The sequence below is a fragment of the Nocardiopsis yanglingensis genome (genome assembly GCF_045809185.1).
In the GTDB taxonomy this organism is placed as follows: Bacteria; Pseudomonadota; Gammaproteobacteria; order Xanthomonadales; family Xanthomonadaceae; genus Stenotrophomonas; species Stenotrophomonas yanglingensis.
This window is the reverse complement of sequence record NZ_JBJNRH010000002.1, coordinates 19,623-37,628: the sequence shown is the minus strand read 5'-3', so window position 1 is coordinate 37,628 and position 18,006 is coordinate 19,623. Positions and strand designations below refer to the sequence as shown.

Sequence of the window (18,006 nt, the reverse complement as noted above, 5' to 3'; positions counted from 1 at the left end):
CCGCCGGAACGAGCGCATGCAGAGCTACTACTGGGTCAAGACCTTCCACATCGTGTTCGTGGTGGCGTGGATGGCCACGGTGTTCTACCTGCCGCGCATCCTGGTCAACCTGGCCGAGACCGCAGGTCAGGCCGCCGTGAGCGAGCGCCTGCAGCTGATGGGCCTGCGCCTGTACCGCTTCGGCCATTCGATGTTCGGGCTGGCCTTCGTGCTGGGCCTGGTGCTGTGGCTGGGCTACAAGGTCATTCCGGATTTCCCGACGATGGTTGCCTCGGGCGGTGCCGGTTGGCTGCACGCCAAGCTGGGCCTGGTCGTGGTGCTGCTGGCGTATTTCATCTGGATCGGCCGCCTGTTGAAGGGCGTGGCCAAGGGCAGGGCGCTGCCGTCGTCGCGCGCGCTGCGCTGGATCAACGAGATCCCGTTGCTGGCCTTCATTCCGATCGTGTGGCTGGTGTTGGCCAAGCCGTTCTGAGATCCCGCGCGCTCGAACATGTCACTTTCTTGCTCGTGCAAGAAAGTAACCAAAGAACACGCCGCCGAACGCGAGCCGGTGCTGCGCACCGGTTCCCTGCGCTTCTCGGTGAATCAGGGGACGGCGCCGAACTCGCTGCGCTCAGACACCGGCGCCTCTTCGCCCCTGATTCCCCTGCGATGCTCGGCTCACTCATGGCGGACCCGAACGTCAACGGCCGCAGCTGCACCCAGTAGATTCATGCCATGCGTAGATGCTGTGCGAGGTGCAGACAAAAAAAGCCGGGCATCTGCCCGGCTCTTTTTTGTCCGACGTCAGGTAGCGCTCAGGCCGCTTCGTACGTGCCGTAGCTGCGCAGGCGGGTGTAGCGCTGTTCCAGCAGCTGTTCGGTGGACAGCTTGTCCAGCGCGTCCAGTTCGTTCAGCAGCACCGCCTTCAGGCGCTTGGCCATCTGCGTCGGGTTGCGGTGGGCGCCACCGGTCGGCTCGCGCACGACCTTGTCGACCAGGCCCAGGCTCTTCAGGCGCGGGGCGGTCAGGCCCAGTTGTTCGGCGGCATCCTTGGCCTTGCCAGCATCCTTCCACAGGATCGAGGCGCAGCCTTCCGGGGTGATGGTCGAGTACACCGAGTACTCCAGCATCACGGTGCGGTCGCCCACGCCCAGCGCCAGCGCGCCGCCGGAGCCGCCTTCACCGATCACGGTGCAGATGATCGGCACCTTCAGTTCGGCCATCTCGATCAGGTTGCGCGCGATCGCTTCGGACTGGCCGCGCGATTCGGCGTCGATGCCCGGCCAGGCGCCGGCGGTGTCGATCAGGGTCAGCACCGGCAGGCCGAAGCGCTCGGCCATCTTCATCAGGCGCAGGGCCTTGCGGTAGCCCTCCGGCTTGGGCATGCCGAAGTTGCGCTTGATCTTTTCCTTGGTGTCGCGGCCCTTCTGGTGGCCGATCACCATCACCGAACGGCCGTTGATGCGGGCCAGGCCGCCCATGATGGCCTTGTCGTCGGCGAAGGCACGGTCGCCGGCCAGCTCCTGGAACTCATCGAACATGACGCGGAGGTAGTCCGCGGTATACGGGCGCGACGGATGACGGGCCAGCTGCAGCACCTGCCACGAGGTCAGGTTGCGGAAGATCTGCGCGGTGCGCATGCGCAGCTTGTCCTGCAGCGCGTGCACTTCCGCCTCGACATTGACCGCCGGCCCGGCACTGGCGTTGCGCAGTTCCTGGATCTTGGCTTCCAGGTCGGCGATGGGTTGCTCGAAGTCGAGGTAGTTCGGATTCATCGGAAGCCGTCGTGTAAAGAAGAGGGGAATTCTAGCCGAATGCGTGCAAACCACCCGTACGCCTTCGTCTGGAAGGCGACGGTAGCGCAGCCGGGCAGGGCGCGCCAGTCAGCTCAGGGCACCACCAGGGCGCTGCGGCCCATCAGCTGGCTGCGCTGGGAAACGAAGTCGTTGTAGGCCTCGTTGGCCTCACGGCCCAGCCCGCTGCCCAGCGTGGCGGTGGCCGAGGTGAAGGCCATCTGCGCGGCGAAGTCCTGCTTGCGCAGGGCCTTCTGTTCATCGGCGGTGGTGGCCTTCAGCCAGCGCGCATAGACGTCACGCAGCGGCGCGGCATGCGCCTCGAAGGCCGGCACCAGCGCCGGCAGGCTGGCCGGGGCCGGTTCCAGGCTGAACGCCGGGGCCACGTAGCCGGCCGGCTGCTCGCGCTTGAACGCGCCGGGCTCGCCCATGCCTTCTTCCACGTAGGCAATGAAATCCGGCGCGGTGAACACCTTGGCCACGATCTGGCCGCCGCTGGCATCGACATGGGCGACCACCTTTTCCTTCGGGAACGGTTCGCGTACGCCGTAGGTCCAGGTCTTGTCGATGAACAGTGCGTGGCTCTTCTCGAACGGGCCTTCGAAGTCGACGCCACCAAGCTCGATGCCGGCCTTGCCGGTGCCGAAGTTCTTCAGCTTGCTCTCGTCGGTGACATAGATCTCGCGGGCGATCACGTACTCGCTCAGGGTCGGGTTGATCAGTCCGCCACGGCCGTCGACGTAGACGATGAAGCGCACATCGCCGAGCTTGTCGGTGTGCAGGCGGTGCTCGCCCACGGCCAGCGAGATCGGGCGCGAGCCCTGTGCGGCCACCGGCAGGTCCTTGCCATCGATGCTCAGCGCCAGCGGTGTGTCGGTCGGGTTGTCGATCTGGAACTCGATCTTCGACGGGGAGCAGGCGGCCAGGGCCAGCGCGGCAGCGAACGGGAACAGCAGGGTTTTCATCGGCAATCGTCCTTGATACATGGAACGGGAAAGCAGGGGTTTGAGCAAAACCAAGGAGCCAGCCTCAGCTGGCCCATGGCGGGCTGTAGCGCACCTTCAGCGTGCGCACGGCCGGGTCGGCGCGCAGCGCCTCCATCAGCTTGGAATCGATGCGCACCGCGCTCTGCCCGGACACATCGAGCATGCCGGCGACGCCGCCCTGCGGCCCCTTCAGCAGCAGGTCCAGGCGCAGCGGCGTGCGGCCGGGGCGATGGCGGTCGAGCAGGGCGTCGATGCGCTCCCAGACCGGGCGCTGCTGGCGCAGGTCCAGGCGCAGCGAGAGCCGGGTGGCGTAGTTGGCGCAGACTTCGTCGAAGTCCCAGCACTGGCGGATGCGCAGCGCGAAGCCGCCGTTGAATTCGTCCTCGCGCAGGCCACCCTTGACCACCAGGATGCGGTCCTTGGTCATCAGGTGGCCGAACTCGGCCATCGCGTCGGAGAACGCGCTGCACTCGACGCGGCCACGGCCGTCCTCGAGCTGGATGAAGATCTGGCTCTCACCCTTGCGGCGCACGCCGACCACCTGGCCGGCCAGCACGGTCTGCACTTCCGGGCGCCAGCGCTTTTCGCCGCCGCCACCGCCACCGCTGTTGGCGCTCCAGATCTTCTCCACCGAGCCCAGGTCGTTGCCGACCAGGTCGCGCACGTCGTCGCGCCAGGGATCGAACGGGTGGCCGCTGAGGTAGAAGCCCAGCGTGTCGCGCTCGCCGTTCAGGCGCTGCAGCAACGGCCATTCCTCGGCTTCGGGCAGGTCCAGCTGGATCGTGGTCGCGCTCGGGTCGGGGCCACCGAACAGCGAGTTCTGGCCCGACGCACGTTCGCGCGCCATCTGGTCGGTGGCCTTGATCACTTCCGGCAGCTGCAGCATCAGCGAGGCGCGGTTGTGCCCGAGCTCGTCCAGCGCGCCGCAGTTGATCATCGCTTCCAGCGTGCGTCGGTTGAGCTTGGCCGAGCCGACGCGGGTACAGAAGTCGAGCAGGTCCTTGTAGTCGCCACCCTTCAGGCGTTCGTCCACCACCGCTTCGCAGGCACCCTGGCCGACGCCCTTGATTGCGCCAAGGCCATATTGGATGGTGTCCGGGGTGACCGCTTCGAACATGAAGGCGGAGTGGTTCACCTTCGGCGGCAGCACGGTCAGGCCAAGGTTGCGCACCTCATCCAGGAAGCCGACCACCTTCTCGGTGTTGTCCAGGTCCGAGGACAGCGTGGCGGCCATGAACTCGGCCGGGTAATGACGCTTGAGCCAGGCGGTCTGGTAACTGACCAGCGCGTAGGCGGCGGCGTGCGACTTGTTGAAGCCGTAGCCGGCGAACTTCTCCATCAGGTCGAAGATCGCGTCGGCCTTGGCCTCGTCCACGCCGTCCTTGGCCGCGCCTTCGCGGAAGATCTCGCGGTGCTTGGCCATTTCGGCCGGCACCTTCTTGCCCATCGCGCGGCGCAGCAGGTCGGCGCCGCCCAGCGAGTAGCCGCCGACGATCTGCGCCATCTGCATCACCTGCTCCTGGTACACCATGATGCCGTAGGTGTCCTTCAGGATGGCTTCGGTGCGCGGATCGGGATAGATGATTTCTTCCTGGCCGTGCTTACGCGCGTTGAACGAAGGAATCAGGTCCATCGGGCCGGGGCGGTACAGCGACACCAGCGCGATCAGATCTTCGAAACGGTCGGGGCGCGCGTCCTTCAGCAGGCGGCGCATGCCCGAAGATTCGAACTGGAACACCGCGCCGGTATTGCCGTTGGCGAAGATGTCCTTGTAGGTGGGCGTGTCGTCCAGCGGAATCGCGGCGATGTCCACCGGCGGGATGCCGGCGCGTTCATGGCGCTTGTTGATCGCCTTCACCGCCCAGTCGATGATGGTCAGCGTGCGCAGGCCGAGGAAGTCGAACTTCACCAGGCCGACTTCTTCCACGTCGTTCTTGTCGAACTGGGTGACCGGGTTCTTGCCGAGGCCGTTCTCGTCGTGTTCGGCGTACAGCGGGCAGAACTCGCTCAGCGGCTCGGGCCCGATCACCACGCCACCAGCGTGCTTGCCGGCGTTGCGGGTTAGGTCTTCCAGCTGCAGCGCCAGGTCGATCAGGTCGCGGACATCGTCCTCGGTCTCGTAGCGCTGGATCAGTTCGGCCGAGGCCATTTCCGAGCTCGGGCCTTCCTTGCCTTTGCCCAGCGCATCCTTCAGGTGGATGCCGAGGATGTTCGGGATCAGCTTGGAAACGCCGTCGACCAGACCGTACGGGAAGCCCAGCACGCGGCCGGAGTCGCGCACCACCGCCTTGGCGGCCATGGTGCCGTAGGTGATGATCTGGCTGACGCGCTCGCGCCCGTACTTGCGCGCGACGTAGTCGATCACCTCGTCGCGGCGGTCCATGCAGAAGTCGATGTCGAAGTCGGGCATCGACACGCGTTCCGGGTTCAGGAAGCGCTCGAACAGCAGGTTGTACGGCAGCGGGTCCAGGTCGGTGATCTTCAGCGCCCACGCCACCAGCGAACCGGCACCCGAACCACGGCCGGGACCGATCGGGATGCCCTGGTTCTTGCCCCACTGGATGAAGTCGGCCACGATCAGGAAGTAGCCGGGGAAGCCCATCTTGATGATGGTGTTGAGCTCGAACTCCAGGCGTTCGAAGTACTCTTCGCGGGTCTTGCCCGGCGCCAGCGGATTCTTCTCCAGGCGTTCTTCCAGGCCATCGCGCGACATCTTCTGGATCCAGGTGTCCAGGGTTTCGTCGTCGGGCACCGGGTAGTTGGGCAGGAAGTAGGTGCCCAGCCGCATCTCGATGTTGCAGCGCTCGGCCAGCGCCAGCGTGTTGTCGATCGCATCGGGGATGTCGGCGAACAGCGCGCACATCTCCTCGGCCGACTTCAGGTACTGCTGGTCGCTGTACTCGCGCGGACGCTTGGGGTCGTCCAGCACGCGGCCGGTGGAAATGCACACGCGCGCTTCGTGCGCGCTGAAGTCCGACGGCGACAGGAAGCGCACGTCATTGCTGGCCACCACCGGCAGGCCACGCTGGCCGGCGGCCATCAGCGCGAACTGGTTGAAGGTTTCCTCGCCCTCGCGGCCGGTGCGGGTCAGCTCCAGGTGCAGGCCGTCGCCGAACACGCGCTGCCAGTCGGCCAACTGCTGCTCGGCCAGCTCATGCTTGCCGTCCAGCGCCAGGCGCCCGGCCAGGCTCTGCCGCCCGGCCAATGCGAACAGGTTGGCGTTGCCGGCCTTCAGCCAGTCCGGGTGCACGGCCACGCCGCCCTCGGGGCGATGGCCTTCCATCCAGGCGCGGGTCAGCAGCCGCGACAGGCTCAGGTAGCCTTCGCGATCGCGGCACAGCAGGGTCATCCGCCACGGGTCCTGGCCCTCTTCGGCGATCAGCACGTCGGCGCCGGCGATCGGCTTGATGCCCACGCCTTCGGCGGCCTTGTAGAACTTGACCAGGGCGAACAGGTTGTTGAGGTCGGTCACCGCCAGCGCGGGCAGGCCGAGCTCGACCGAGCGCGATAGCAGGTTGGCCTGCTTGGCCTTCTTCGGGTCCGCCTGGTCCGGTTTGGCCGGCACACGGATGGTCGAGTCCGCCAGCGAGAACTCGGTGTGGACGTGGAGATGTACGAAGCGGGAGTTGGACATGCCGGACCAGGTTGGAGCGCGCGGGCCCCGGGTGCTGACGGAAGATCGTCGCCGGGGTCGGGATGCGCTGGAGTGCCCGGTCAGGGTAGCGAGGGCAGGGGGAAGCGACAAGGACTTGACGGTACGTCGATTGCGCGCATGCCGCTGGGCATGGCCCGGCGCTGCCGGATGCGTTCATATTGCCGTGTACGCGGACTTCCCGGTCGCCGGATGCGTCCACGTTGCCGTGGTAGCGCCGGGCCATGCCCGGCGGCCATTGTTCAGGCAATCGCGATGTCGGCCGCGACGGCCTGCGGCACTTCCAGGCACTCGCGCACCGGGGCGAAGCTGCGCCGGTGCTCCACGCACGGCCCGTGCTCGCGCAGGGCGGCCAGGTGGGCGGGGGTTCCATAGCCCTTGTGCTGCTCGAAGCCGTACTGCGGGTGGCGGGCATGCACGTCCTGCATGTAACGGTCGCGCGAGACCTTGGCCAGGATCGAGGCGGCCATGATCGCGCGGTCGATGCCATCGCCGCCGACCAGCGCCTGCGCCGGCAGCACCAGGCCCTTGGGCACCACGTTGCCATCGATGCGGGCGAAGCCGGCCACGTGGGCGACCGCTGCAACGACGTCACGCATGCCCTGCAGGGTGGCCTGGTAGATGTTCAGGCGGTCGATGGTGTCCACGTCCACCAGCACCACGTGCCAGGCCAGGGCGCGCTCGATGATGCGGTCATGCAGCTGCTCGCGGCGCGCCGCGGTGAGCTGCTTGGAATCGTCCAGGCCGTTGATCCGCGGCCGTGCCGGGTCGAACACCACGGCCGCCACCGCGACCGGCCCGGCCAGCGGGCCACGACCGGCTTCGTCGACGCCGGCGACCAGGCGCTCCGGTTCGACCACCGCCGCGCCATCGAACAGGGTCAGGCTGGCCGCTGCGGCGTGGCGGCGGCTCATGCCTGGGCCTGGTCGCGCATCAGCAGCTCGCCAACGGCGTCGGCGGCACGTGCCGAAGCATTGCGGCGCAGGCGCTCATGCAGGCGCGCGTAGGTATCCTGCAGGTCGGTCACCCGTTGCGGATGGTCGAACCATTGCTGGATGGCCGCGGCCAGCTTGTCCGGGGTGCAGTCGTGCTGCATCAGCTCCGGCGCCAGGTCCTGGCCGGCCAGAATGTTGGGCAGGGCAAAGCGGTCGACCTTGATCAGGCCCAGCGCCTTGACCAGGCGGTAGGTCAGCTCGTTGACGCGGTACCCGACCACCATCGGCCGCTTGACCAGCATCGCCTCCAGCGTCGCGGTGCCGGAGGCCAGCACCACTACGTCGGCGGCGATCATCGCGTTGCGTGCCTCGCCGTCCAGCACGTGCGAGTACGCAACCGGCAGTGCCGAGCGTGACAGCTGCTCTTCGATCAGGCGCTTGCAGGCGGGATTGGCGGCCGGCACCACCACGTGCAGGCCCGGGATGCGTTCGGAGACCTGCCAGGCAGCCTCGAAGAAGGGTTCACCGAGGCGCGAGATTTCGCCCAGGCGGCTGCCCGGCAACACCGCCAGCACCTTGGCCGAGGTCGGAAGGCCGAGCGCGGCGCGTGCTTCCTCTCGGTTGCCCTGCAGCGGAATGTCATCGGCCATCGGGTGGCCGACGAAACGCGCATCGATGCCATGCTTGGCATAGATCGGCGGCTCCATCGGGAACAGGCACAGCACCAGGTCGGCGCTGCTGCCGATCTTCTCGGCGCGCTTCTCGCGCCAGGCCCAGACCGAGGGGCTGACGTAATGCACGGTGCGCACGCCACGCTGCTTCAGCCAGCGCTCGATGCCCAGGTTGAAGTCGGGCGCGTCGATGCCGATGAACACGTCCGGTTGCCATTCCAGCGCACGCTGGCGGAACGCCGAGCGCAGCTTGAGCAGGCGCGGCAGGTGGCGCAGCACTTCGGTCAGGCCCATCACCGCCAGCTCGCTGGCATCGTGCCAGGTCTGGCAGCCGGCGCTGCGCATGGCATCGCCACCGATGCCGGCGAATTCGGCATTCGGAAAGCGCGCCTTCAGTTCGCGTACCAGGCCCGCACCCAGCAGATCACCGGAAGCCTCACCGGCCACCAGGGCGATCCGCAACGGGCGCTCGCTGAGCACCCGCTGCGCGGGGACGCTGCCGGCCATCGAGGCCAGCGGAATCACGGCGGCGCCGGCCGGCGCCTGGCCGGTCGTGCTGCTCATCGCAGCAAGGGCCTCTCGGCGTGCTCGATGAAGTCCAGCATGGCCTTCACGTCATCGCTGTCACGCGCCTGTTCGGTCAGCTGCACCTTGGCCTCGGCCAGCGGCAGGCCCGCCACGTACAGCGTGCGGTAGGCACGCTTGATGGCGGAAATGCGCTCGGCGTCGAAGCCGCGGCGCTTCAGGCCTTCGCTGTTGATACCGCGTGGGCGTCCCAGCGAATCGGTGCCGACCATGGTGAACGGCGGAACATCACCGTTGGTCAGCGCACCCATGCCGAGGAAGGCGTGGGCACCGATGCGGCAGAACTGGTGGGCACCGGCGAAGCCGCTGATGATCACGTAGTCGCCTACGGTCACGTGGCCGGCCAGGGTGGTGTTGTTGGAGAACACACAGAAGTTGCCGACATGGCAGTCGTGCGCCACGTGCGTGTAGGCCAGCATCCAGTTGTCGTTGCCGATCGTGGTGATGCCGCCGCCGCCGCCGGTGCCACGGTTCAGGGTGACGAATTCGCGGAACACGTTGCGGTCGCCGATCACCAGCTCGGTGCGCTCACCGGCGAACTTCTTGTCCTGCGGCTCGCCACCGATCGCGGCATGGCCGACGAAGCGGTTGTCGCGGCCGATCCGGGTCGGGCCATGGATGCTGCAATGGGGGCCGACCACCGTGCCGGCACCGATTTCCACATCGGCCCCGATCAGGGTGAAGGCGCCCACCTGCACGTCATCGGCCAGGCGCGCGGCCGGATCGATGACGGCGGTCGGGTGGATCCGCGGTGCGTTGTCAGTCATTCCTGCCTCCAGTGGATCAGCCCTTGGCGCCGGCGCACATGACTTCGGCCGAGGCAACGACTTCACCGTTGACCTTGGCTTCGCCGTAGTACCAGCCCATGTTGCGGATCAGACGCTTCATCTGCACATCCAGCATCAGCACGTCGCCGGGGACGACCTGCTTGTTGAAGCGGGCGTTTTCCACCTTGACCATGTAGAACAGCTTGGACTGCGCATCCCGGCCGAGCGTGAGCTGGGTCATCACGCCACCGGCCTGGGCCAGCGCTTCGATGATCAGCACGCCGGGCATGATCGGGCGGCCCGGGAAGTGGCCCTGGAAGAACGGCTCGTTGATGCTGACGTTCTTCTGCGCCAGGATGCGCTTGGCCTCGATGTCGAGTTCAAGCACCCGGTCCACCAGCAGGAACGGGTAACGGTGCGGGAGCAGTTCCTGGATCTCGCAGACGTCGATAGGAAGCTGCAGCGTGTCGTTCATTCTTTCTCCTTGCCAGCGGCCAGGACGCGGCGAGCCAATGCGTCCAGCTGCTTGAAGCGCGCGGCGTTCTTGCGCCACGTGCGGTTGTCGGTCAACGGGGTGCCGGACGAGTACTCGCCCGGCTCATGGATGGAATTGCGGACCACCGACTTGCCGGTGATCACGACCTTGTCGCAGATCTCGAGGTGGCCGACCACGCCGACGTGGCCGCCGAGCAGGCAGTAGCGGCCGATCCTGGCGCTGCCGGCGATGCCGGTGCAGCCGGCGATGGCCGAGTGCGCGCCGATCTGCACGTTGTGCGCGATCTGCACCAGGTTGTCCAGGCGCACGTCCTCGTCCAGCACGGTATCTTCCAGCGCACCGCGGTCAACGCAGGTATTGGCGCCGATCTCGCAGTCATCGCCGATGCGCACGCCGCCCAGCTGCGGCACCTTGATCCACTTGCCGGCGTCCATCGCCAGGCCGAAGCCATCGGCGCCGAGCACGGCACCGGGGTGCACGCGGACGCGCTTGCCGAGCTTGACCCGGGTAACCAGGGTGACCCGGGCGATCAGTTCGCAGCCATTGTCCAGGCTGCAGTCTTCGCCGATCACGCTGCCGGTGCCGATGATGCAGTTCTCGCCGACCACGCTGCGCGCGCCGATCGAGACGAACGGGCCGATATGGGCGCTGGCCGCGACCTGGGCGCTGGGATCGATGACGGCGCTGGGATGGATGCCCGGCGGCCGCGTCGGCGCGATGTCGAACAGCGCGGCGATCTTGGCGAAGGTGGTGTAGGGGTCCTTGGCGACGAGCGCGGCGCCGGGGGCGGCCTCGGCGTCGTCGGCACGCAGGACCACCAGCGAGGCCTGGCTGTCGGCCAGCTGGGCGCGGTAGCGCGGGTTGGCGAGGAAGGTCAGCTGGCCAGGACCGGCATGGGCGAGGGTGGCCACGCCATGGATGGCGGTGGCGGGGTCGCCATGGACCTGCAGGCCGAACTGCTCGGCGAGTTGCTGGGCGGTGTAGGTGGGAGTATTCACGGCGGGAGTTTAACGTGTGACGCCATTGCGGTCATGCGGGGCGGTCATGCAGCCAACGGCAGGGCCCCTCGCGGCCGGCAGAGCCAGTCCCATGGGCTGGGTCGGACGGGGCGGGGCTGCGGGGGACGGCGCAAGTACGTCCATGTAGCCTTGGTCGCCGCATCCATGCAGCTCACACCCCCGCAGCCCCACCCCGTCCGACCTCCGACGGCGTGGCGCGAGTGCCAGCCACGGAAAAACAGAAAAGATCAAAAGCAGAACGGGCGCTTCCGGCATTCAGGCCAAACGAAAACGCCGGGCAATGCCCGGCGCTTCGCGCCCCGTCTGGTGGAGAGCCCCCCTTTGTTAAGGGGGGCGCGCCGCTGGGAATCGCAGGAGCGATTCCCAACGTTGCCATGCAACGGCCCGAAGGGCGCATGCCATGGATGGCATGCGTAGCGGCGCGGGGGATAGGAGGGATGCGCGTGCAGTTCTGATGAACCGCAGGGCGGTTCGTCAGAACTGCCCACCGAACGTGAACTGCAGACGCTCGATCTTGTCGCCATCTTCCTTCTTGAGCGGGAAGGCATAGCTGATCGAGATCGGGCCGACCGGGGCGCGCCACAGCAGGGCCACACCGGTCGACACGCGCAGTTCGTTGGCCTTGAAGTTGTCCACGCCGGTATAGACGTTACCGAAGTCGACGAAGGCCGATACGCGTGCCGACGGGCTGTCGAACAGGCGCGGGAAGTAGGCTTCCACCGAACCGACCGTCTTCAGCGAACCACCCAGCGGCTGGCCTTCCGGATAACCGGCGGTGACTTCACGCGGGCCGAGGGTGTTGTCCTCGAAACCGCGCACCGAGTTGGTACCACCGGCATAGAAGTTCTCGTAGAACGGCAGTCCCGTGGCGGTGACCGGACGCAGGTTGCCCTTCTCGTCCGGCACCATCGCGGTCTTGTCGCTGCCATAGCTGTCGCCGTAGCCGATTTCGGCACGGGTGTTGATCACCAGCGACGGCATGATCGGCCAGTACTTGCTGATCTGGTAGTTCAGCTTGTAGTACTCGATGGTCGAGCCCGGCAGCGTGGTTTCCAGGCCAACGCGCTGGTAGGTACCGCGGGTCGGCATGAAGTAATCGTTGCGCGAGTCGCGCGCCCAACCCAGCTCCGTGCGCCAGGCATGGAAAGTCTTGCTGCCCAGTACGTTGATGTAGTCGATGATCGACTGCGGCGTCGCGTTCTGGTAGGTGGTGATCTGGTTGCTGTCGATGCCGAACATCAGCGAGACGGTATCGGTCTCGGTGATCGGCACGCCGAACACCACCTGCGCCGAGCCATTGGTGCTGTTGTACTGCGCGGTGTTGAAGTCGGAGTAGTCCAGTTCGCGCCAGGACAGGTTGTAGCCCAGCGACACGCCGTCATCGGTGAAGTACGGGTTGGTGTAGCTGAAGCCATAGCGCTGCAGGTAGCTGCTGCGCGAGGCTTCGACCGACACGCGGTTGCCGCCGCCGAGGAAGTTGTTCTGCGACAGCTGCACCGACGTGGTCATGCCGTAGGACTGCGAATAGCCCAAGCCGAACACGAAGCTGCCGGAGGTGGTTTCCTTGACGTTGTAGACGACGTCGACCTGGTCGTTGCTGCCGCTGACGGCCGGAGTCTCGACGTCAACGGACTCGAAGTAGCCCAGGCGCTGCAGGCGGATCTTGGAGCGGTCGATCGCGGCCTGCGAGTACCAGCTGTTTTCGAACTGGCGCATTTCGCGACGCATCACTTCGTCGGACGTACGCGTGTTGCCGCGGAACAGGATGCGACGCACCGACACGCGCGGACCGGGAACGACCTGCATGTTGATCGCCACGGTCTGGTCGGGGCGGTTGGTGGTCGGGATCGGGTTCACCTTGGCGAACGCGTAGCCGATGTTGGACAGCGAGTTGGTGATGGTGTCCGAGCTGAATTCCAGCAGCGCACGCGAGAACGTGTCGCCCGGCTTCTGGATCACCATGCGCTCGACGTCCTCCTGCGGGAGGATGGTGTCGCCGCTGACCTTGATCTCGGAGATCTTGTACTGCGCACCCTCGGTCACGCCGGCGGTGAGGAACATGTCGCGCTTGTCGGGGCTGATCGAGACCTGGGTGGAATCGATGCTGAAGTCGACATAGCCGCGGTCCAGGTACCAGGAGTTGAGCTTTTCCAGGTCGCCGGACAGCTTTTCCTTGGAGTACTGGTCATCACGGCGGTACCACGACGCCCAGTTGTGCTCCTTGGACTCCCAGGTCTCCAGGATGTCCTTGCTCTCGAACTTCTCGGTGCCGACCAGGTTGACGTGGCGGATCTTGGCCGCCTTGCCTTCCTTGATCGCGATCGCGATGTCCACGCGGTTGCGGTCCAGCGGGCTCACGGTCGGGGTGATCTCGACGGTGTACTTGCCGCGGTCGTTGTACTGGCGGCGAAGCTCCTGGGTCACGCGGTCCAGGCTCAGGCGGTCGAAGGTGCCGCCTTCGGTCAGGCCGATGTCGGACAGGCCCTTGAGCAGCTGCTCGGACTTGATGTCCTTGTTGCCGGTGACGGTCAGCTTGTTGATCGCCGGGCGTTCCTTGACGGTCACCACCAGGATGCTGCCCTGGCGGTCCAGCTGCACGTCTTCGAAGAAGCCGGTCTTGTACAGGGCGCGGATGGTCTCGCCGACCTTGTTGTCGGTGATGGTCTCGCCACGTTCCACCGGCAGGTAGGTGAACACCGTGCCCGAGCTGATGCGCTGCAGGCCATCCACGCGGATGTCGCTGACAGTGAAGGGCTCGGCTGCCTGGGCCAGGGCGGGAGCGCCGGTGACGGCGGCGAGGGCGAGGGCCAGCAGGCGGCGATTGGGGAGTCGCGTCATGTCACGTCCGGTAGGAAGGTCGATTTCATTGGTGCGGGATGCCGACGCTGTAGACGGCAACAACGTGGAAAAGTTCATCGCGGGACCAGGCCGAGGATGTCGTTGTAGAACGCCAACCCCATCAGCCCGGCCAGCAACGCCAGGCCGATGTATTGGCCGGCGGCGATGGCACGCTCGCTCAGCGGGCTGCCCTTGACCAACTCGATAAGGTAATACAGCAGGTGGCCGCCGTCCAAGATCGGGATCGGCAACAGGTTGATGATGCACAGGCTGAGTGACAGCAGGGCAAGGAACTGCAGGAACCAGTCGAGGCCGCGCTTGGCCGAAACATTGGCCACGCGGGCGATGGTGACCGGCCCGGAAACGTTCTGCAGCGAGGCCTTGCCGGTGACGATGCGGCCCATCATGCCCAGCGAATCGGCGGCCAGGCGGCCGGTTTCGCGCACGGCCACGGTGACCGCGTCCAGCGGCCCGTAGCGCAGCAGGGTGTCGTAGGCGGGGCTGTAGCTGGTGGGGAATCCGACGCCGATCTGCCAGACCGGGTTGCCCTTGCCATCCTTGCCCTGACGGGGGGTGACTTCCAGCGCCAGGCGCTCACCGCCGCGCAGGACCTCGATCATGCCCGGGCCACCGGCGCGGCCGAGGGCCTGGATCTCGCCGATCACCTGGTCGACGCTGTCGATGCGCTGGCCGTCGATGGCCACGATCAGATCGCCCGGCTGAAGCTGCCCGGCCACCACCGAATCGGCGGTCAGCGAGTCGACCAGCGCCGGCTGCAGCCACGACTGCCAGTACAGGCCAGCCAGGATCGGTACGCGCCGTTCATCGAAACCGGCCGGCAGCTGCGACAGCGGAAGGGTGCGCACCCGCACCCGGTCGGCGCGGTCGAGCACTTCCAGCTTCACATCGCGGCGGTCCATCGCGGCGGCGGTCAGCGCCATGCTGGCTTCACCGAGGGTGGCCACCTGGCGCTCATCCACGCGCAGCACGCGGTCGCCACTGGCCAGTCCGGCGCTGGCGGCAATGCCATCGGCACGGCCGATGGTCGGCGAATAGTCCTGCTTGCCGATCACGAACATCGCCCACAGCAGCAGGATGCACAGCAGCAGATTGGCGATCGGTCCGGCAGCGACGATGGCGATACGCTGCCAGACGGTCTTGTGGTTGAAGGCCTGGCCGCGCTCGTGCGGATGGACTTCAACCTCGCGCTCGTCGAGGAATTTCACGTAGCCACCCAGCGGGATGGCGGCGATCGCGAACTCGGTGCCGTGCCGGTCCCGGCGCGACCACAGTGGGCGGCCGAAGCCGACCGAGAAGCGCAGGATCTTGACCCCGCACAGGCGCCCGACCCAGTAGTGCCCGAATTCGTGGAACGTGACCAGCAGCCCGAGGCTGACAATCATCCACCAGACCGATCCGATGAAGTCAGTCATGCAGGCTCACAGTGGCGGGCAGGGGCGGCGTCGTCATGCGGGGCGAGGCGGTCGTTCAGGCGGCGTCGATGGCGTTCAGGGTCAGCTGGCGTGCCCGCTGGTCGGCGGACAACAGGACCTCCAGTGTATCGGCTGCTTGCGTCGGCAGTGTTGAAAGAGCGTTAGCAACCAGCTCCGGGATCGTCAGGAAACCGATCCGGCCCTGAAGAAACGCTGAAACGGCCTCTTCATTGGCAGCGTTCAGCACCGCCGGGGCGGTACCGCCGGCCTGCATGGCCTGCCAGGCCAGGGCCAGGCAGGGGAAGGCGTCGGTGTTGGGGGCCTCGAAATCCAGCCGGCCCTGGGCCAGCAGGTCCAGGCCGGCAACGCCCGATTCGATGCGCTGCGGCCAACCGAGGCCGACCGCAAGGGTGGTGCGCATGTCCGGCAGGCCCATCTGCGCCAGGGTCGAACCGTCCACGAACTCGACCAGCGAATGCACCAGGCTCTGCGGGTGCACCAGCACCTCGATGCGCTCGCCTGGGATGCCGAACAGGTGGTGGGCCTCGATCACTTCCAGGCCCTTGTTCATCAACGTCGCCGAATCGACCGAGATCTTCGGGCCCATCGACCACTTCGGGTGGGCCACGGCCTGCGCCGGGGTAACCTGGGCCAGCTCGGCCCGGCTGCGGCCGCGGAACGGGCCACCGGAGGCGGTCAGCAGGATCCGGCGCACACCAGCGCCGTCAATGCTGGCGTCGCGTGAGCGCAGGCACTGGAAGATCGCGCTGTGTTCGCTGTCGATCGGAATGATCTCAGCGCCAGCGTGCTGGGCAGTGCGGGTCAGCAGCTCACCGGCCAGCACCAGCGATTCCTTGTTGGCCAGCAGGATGCGCTTGCCGGCGGCAGCGGCAGCCAGGGTCGAAGACAGCCCGGCGGCGCCGACGATGGCGGCAACCACGGTGTCACAGGCATCGCTGGCGGCCAGCTGGTCCAGCGCGGCATGGCCGGCATGGGCCTCGGTGGCCAGGCCGGCATCGCGCAGGCCATCACGCAGTTCACCGAACAGCGATTCGTCGGCGATCACCGCGTGCGCCGGCTTGTGCTGGCGGCACAACGCGAGCAGCGCCTGCACCTGGCGGCCGGCGGCGAGCACCGTGGCCTGGTAGCGCTGCGGGTGGCGGGCGATCACGTCCAGCGTGGAGGCACCGATCGAGCCGGTGGCGCCGAATACGGCGACCCGGCGCAGGTCTGCGACAGCATTCATGGTCAGAACCCGAAGATTTCCTTGCCGAGTGCGAACACCGGCACTGCCGCCAGAACGCCGTCGACACGGTCGAGTACGCCACCATGGCCCGGAATCAGATGGCCCGAGTCCTTGGCGCCCGCGTGGCGCTTGATCAGGCTTTCGAACAGATCACCCAGCACCGAGGCGAACACGGCCACCACCGAAGTGATCAGCAGGCCTGGCAGGTGTGCGGTATCGATGCCGGCCAGCCAGCCCAGGCCGACGGCCACGGCGACACCGGCCAGCAGGCCGCCGAACAGGCCTTCCCAGGTCTTGTTGGGGCTGATGCGCGGGGCCAGCTTGTGCTTGCCGAAGTGACGACCGGCGAAATAGGCGCCCGAATCGGCCGCCCAGACCAGTGCCAGCGCCGCCAGCAGCCACAGGTGGCCCTGCGTGCCCGGCGGATCGCCGCCAGCATGGATCAGCACCAGCGCGGCCCAGGCCGGAACGATGGCCAGCGTTCCGGCCAGCATCTTCACGATGCGCGAGGGGGCCGACGGTTGCGCGCCGAAATTGAAGAAGCGAAGCCAGACCAGCGCCGCCAACCACCAGGCAACACCGGCCAATGTGGTGATCTGGAACAGCACCAGCGTGCTGCCATCGGCCCACACCAGCAGTACCATCAGCAGCAGGTTCAGTACCAGCAGCACGGTGCGCGCCAGCGTGTCTTCGATGCCGGCCAGCTTCAGCCACTCCCACAGGCCGATCAGCAGCACGGCGGCGGCGGCCGCCGCCAGCCATTGCGTCGGCAGCAGCAGGATCGCGGCAATGGCGACCGGCGCCATGATCAGCGCGGCGAGGACTCGGGTCTTGGTCATGGGCTGGAGGTCTCGGTGGCCAGTGCGGCGATCTGGGCGCTGGTCAGACCGAAACGACGTTCGCGGCCGCCATAGGCGTCCAGCGCCTGCTGCAGCAGCGCGGCATCGAAGTCCGGCCACAGGGCCTCGGTGAACCACAGCTCGGTGTACGCCAGCTGCCACAGCAGGAAGTTGCTGATGCGGGTATCGCCACCGGTGCGGATGAACAGGTCCGGTGGCGGCAGGTCAGCCAGGGCAACCTGGCGGCCCAGCAGCGATTCGTCGATCTGTTCGGGCAGCAGGCGGCCGGCGGCGACTTCCGCTGCCAGCGCGCGCGCGGCACGGGCGATGTCCTGGCGCCCACCGTAGCTGGCGGCGATCGACAGGGTCAGGGTGGTGTTGTCGGCGGTGCGCTGTTCGGCCAGCTGCATGCGGCTGACCAGACCGGCGCCGAAGCGCTCGCGTTCGCCGATGAAGCGCACGCGCACGCCACGCCGATGCAGCTCGTCCACTTCGCGGTCGAGCGCGCCGAGGAACAGCTTCATCAACGCATCGACTTCTTCCTGCGGCCGGCCCCAGTTCTCGCTTGAGAACGCGAACAGGGTCAGCGCCGGAATGCCCAGCTCAAGGCAGCGCTCGATGGTGCGGTTGACCGCACGCGCGCCGGCCCGGTGGCCGATCACGCGCGGACGACGGCGCTGCTGTGCCCAGCGGCCATTGCCATCCATGATGATGGCAATGTGGCGGGGCAGGGCGGCCGGCAACGGAGGCGGGACTGAAGGCAT

The 18,006-nt window shown here is 67.0% G+C and carries 14 protein-coding genes; 1 reads left to right on the top strand and 13 read right to left on the bottom strand.

Going from position 1 to position 18,006, the window contains the following annotated elements:
- The first annotated feature begins 16 nt into the window (after positions 1-16).
- Positions 17-472: a CopD family protein gene (locus ACJ7C5_RS03385; protein ID WP_412703049.1), complete on the top strand. Its 456-nt coding sequence runs from the start codon at positions 17-19 to the stop codon at positions 470-472.
- Between the two features lie 325 nt (positions 473-797).
- Here the strand turns inward: ACJ7C5_RS03385 and ACJ7C5_RS03380 are convergent, their stop codons facing one another.
- The 13 genes from ACJ7C5_RS03380 to uppS all read right to left on the bottom strand — a co-directional run bounded on the left by ACJ7C5_RS03380 (position 798) and on the right by uppS (position 18,006).
- Positions 798-1,757: an acetyl-CoA carboxylase carboxyltransferase subunit alpha gene (locus tag ACJ7C5_RS03380; protein ID WP_097048365.1), complete on the bottom strand. Its 960-nt coding sequence runs from the start codon at positions 1,755-1,757 to the stop codon at positions 798-800.
- Between the two features lie 113 nt (positions 1,758-1,870).
- On the bottom strand, positions 1,871-2,740 hold the full coding sequence (locus ACJ7C5_RS03375) for a hypothetical protein (RefSeq protein ID WP_094000197.1): 870 nt from the start codon (positions 2,738-2,740) through the stop codon (positions 1,871-1,873).
- Between the two features lie 64 nt (positions 2,741-2,804).
- Positions 2,805-6,395, bottom strand: a complete 3,591-nt coding sequence (gene dnaE, locus ACJ7C5_RS03370) for a DNA polymerase III subunit alpha (protein ID WP_094000196.1) — start codon at positions 6,393-6,395, stop codon at positions 2,805-2,807.
- A 260-nt stretch (positions 6,396-6,655) separates the two neighbouring features.
- Complete coding sequence (locus ACJ7C5_RS03365) at positions 6,656-7,327, bottom strand: ribonuclease HII (RefSeq protein ID WP_412703048.1); 672 nt, start codon at positions 7,325-7,327, stop codon at positions 6,656-6,658.
- Complete coding sequence (lpxB, locus tag ACJ7C5_RS03360) at positions 7,324-8,583, bottom strand: lipid-A-disaccharide synthase (protein ID WP_176433056.1); 1,260 nt, start codon at positions 8,581-8,583, stop codon at positions 7,324-7,326. The genes ACJ7C5_RS03365 and lpxB overlap by 4 nt, the downstream gene beginning before the upstream one ends.
- Positions 8,580-9,371 carry an acyl-ACP--UDP-N-acetylglucosamine O-acyltransferase gene (gene lpxA, locus ACJ7C5_RS03355; protein WP_088025398.1) on the bottom strand — a complete coding sequence of 264 codons (792 nt, stop codon included), beginning with the start codon at positions 9,369-9,371 and terminating at the stop codon, positions 8,580-8,582. Before lpxA ends, lpxB begins: the two co-directional genes overlap by 4 nt.
- A 16-nt stretch (positions 9,372-9,387) precedes the next feature.
- Complete coding sequence (gene fabZ / locus ACJ7C5_RS03350) at positions 9,388-9,846, bottom strand: 3-hydroxyacyl-ACP dehydratase FabZ (protein ID WP_049445343.1); 459 nt, start codon at positions 9,844-9,846, stop codon at positions 9,388-9,390.
- Entirely contained in the window at positions 9,843-10,865 is a 1,023-nt protein-coding gene (gene lpxD / locus ACJ7C5_RS03345; RefSeq protein WP_088025400.1) for a UDP-3-O-(3-hydroxymyristoyl)glucosamine N-acyltransferase, read from the bottom strand. The genes fabZ and lpxD overlap by 4 nt, the downstream gene beginning before the upstream one ends.
- Before the next feature lie 495 nt (positions 10,866-11,360).
- On the bottom strand, positions 11,361-13,724 hold the full coding sequence (gene bamA / locus ACJ7C5_RS03340; RefSeq protein WP_412703047.1) for an outer membrane protein assembly factor BamA: 2,364 nt from the start codon (positions 13,722-13,724) through the stop codon (positions 11,361-11,363).
- Between the two features lie 74 nt (positions 13,725-13,798).
- Entirely contained in the window at positions 13,799-15,157 is a 1,359-nt protein-coding gene (gene rseP, locus ACJ7C5_RS03335) for an RIP metalloprotease RseP (protein WP_412703046.1), read from the bottom strand.
- A gap of 55 nt (positions 15,158-15,212) precedes the next feature.
- Positions 15,213-16,403, bottom strand: coding sequence for a 1-deoxy-D-xylulose-5-phosphate reductoisomerase (locus ACJ7C5_RS03330; protein ID WP_412703045.1), 1,191 nt, complete (start codon positions 16,401-16,403; stop codon positions 15,213-15,215).
- Positions 16,404-16,405: 2 nt separating this feature from the next.
- A complete protein-coding gene (locus ACJ7C5_RS03325) occupies positions 16,406-17,242 on the bottom strand; it encodes a phosphatidate cytidylyltransferase (protein ID WP_094000190.1) in 837 nt (278 codons plus the stop codon).
- Positions 17,239-18,006, bottom strand: a complete 768-nt coding sequence (uppS, locus tag ACJ7C5_RS03320) for a polyprenyl diphosphate synthase (RefSeq protein ID WP_049445328.1) — start codon at positions 18,004-18,006, stop codon at positions 17,239-17,241. The genes ACJ7C5_RS03325 and uppS overlap by 4 nt, the downstream gene beginning before the upstream one ends.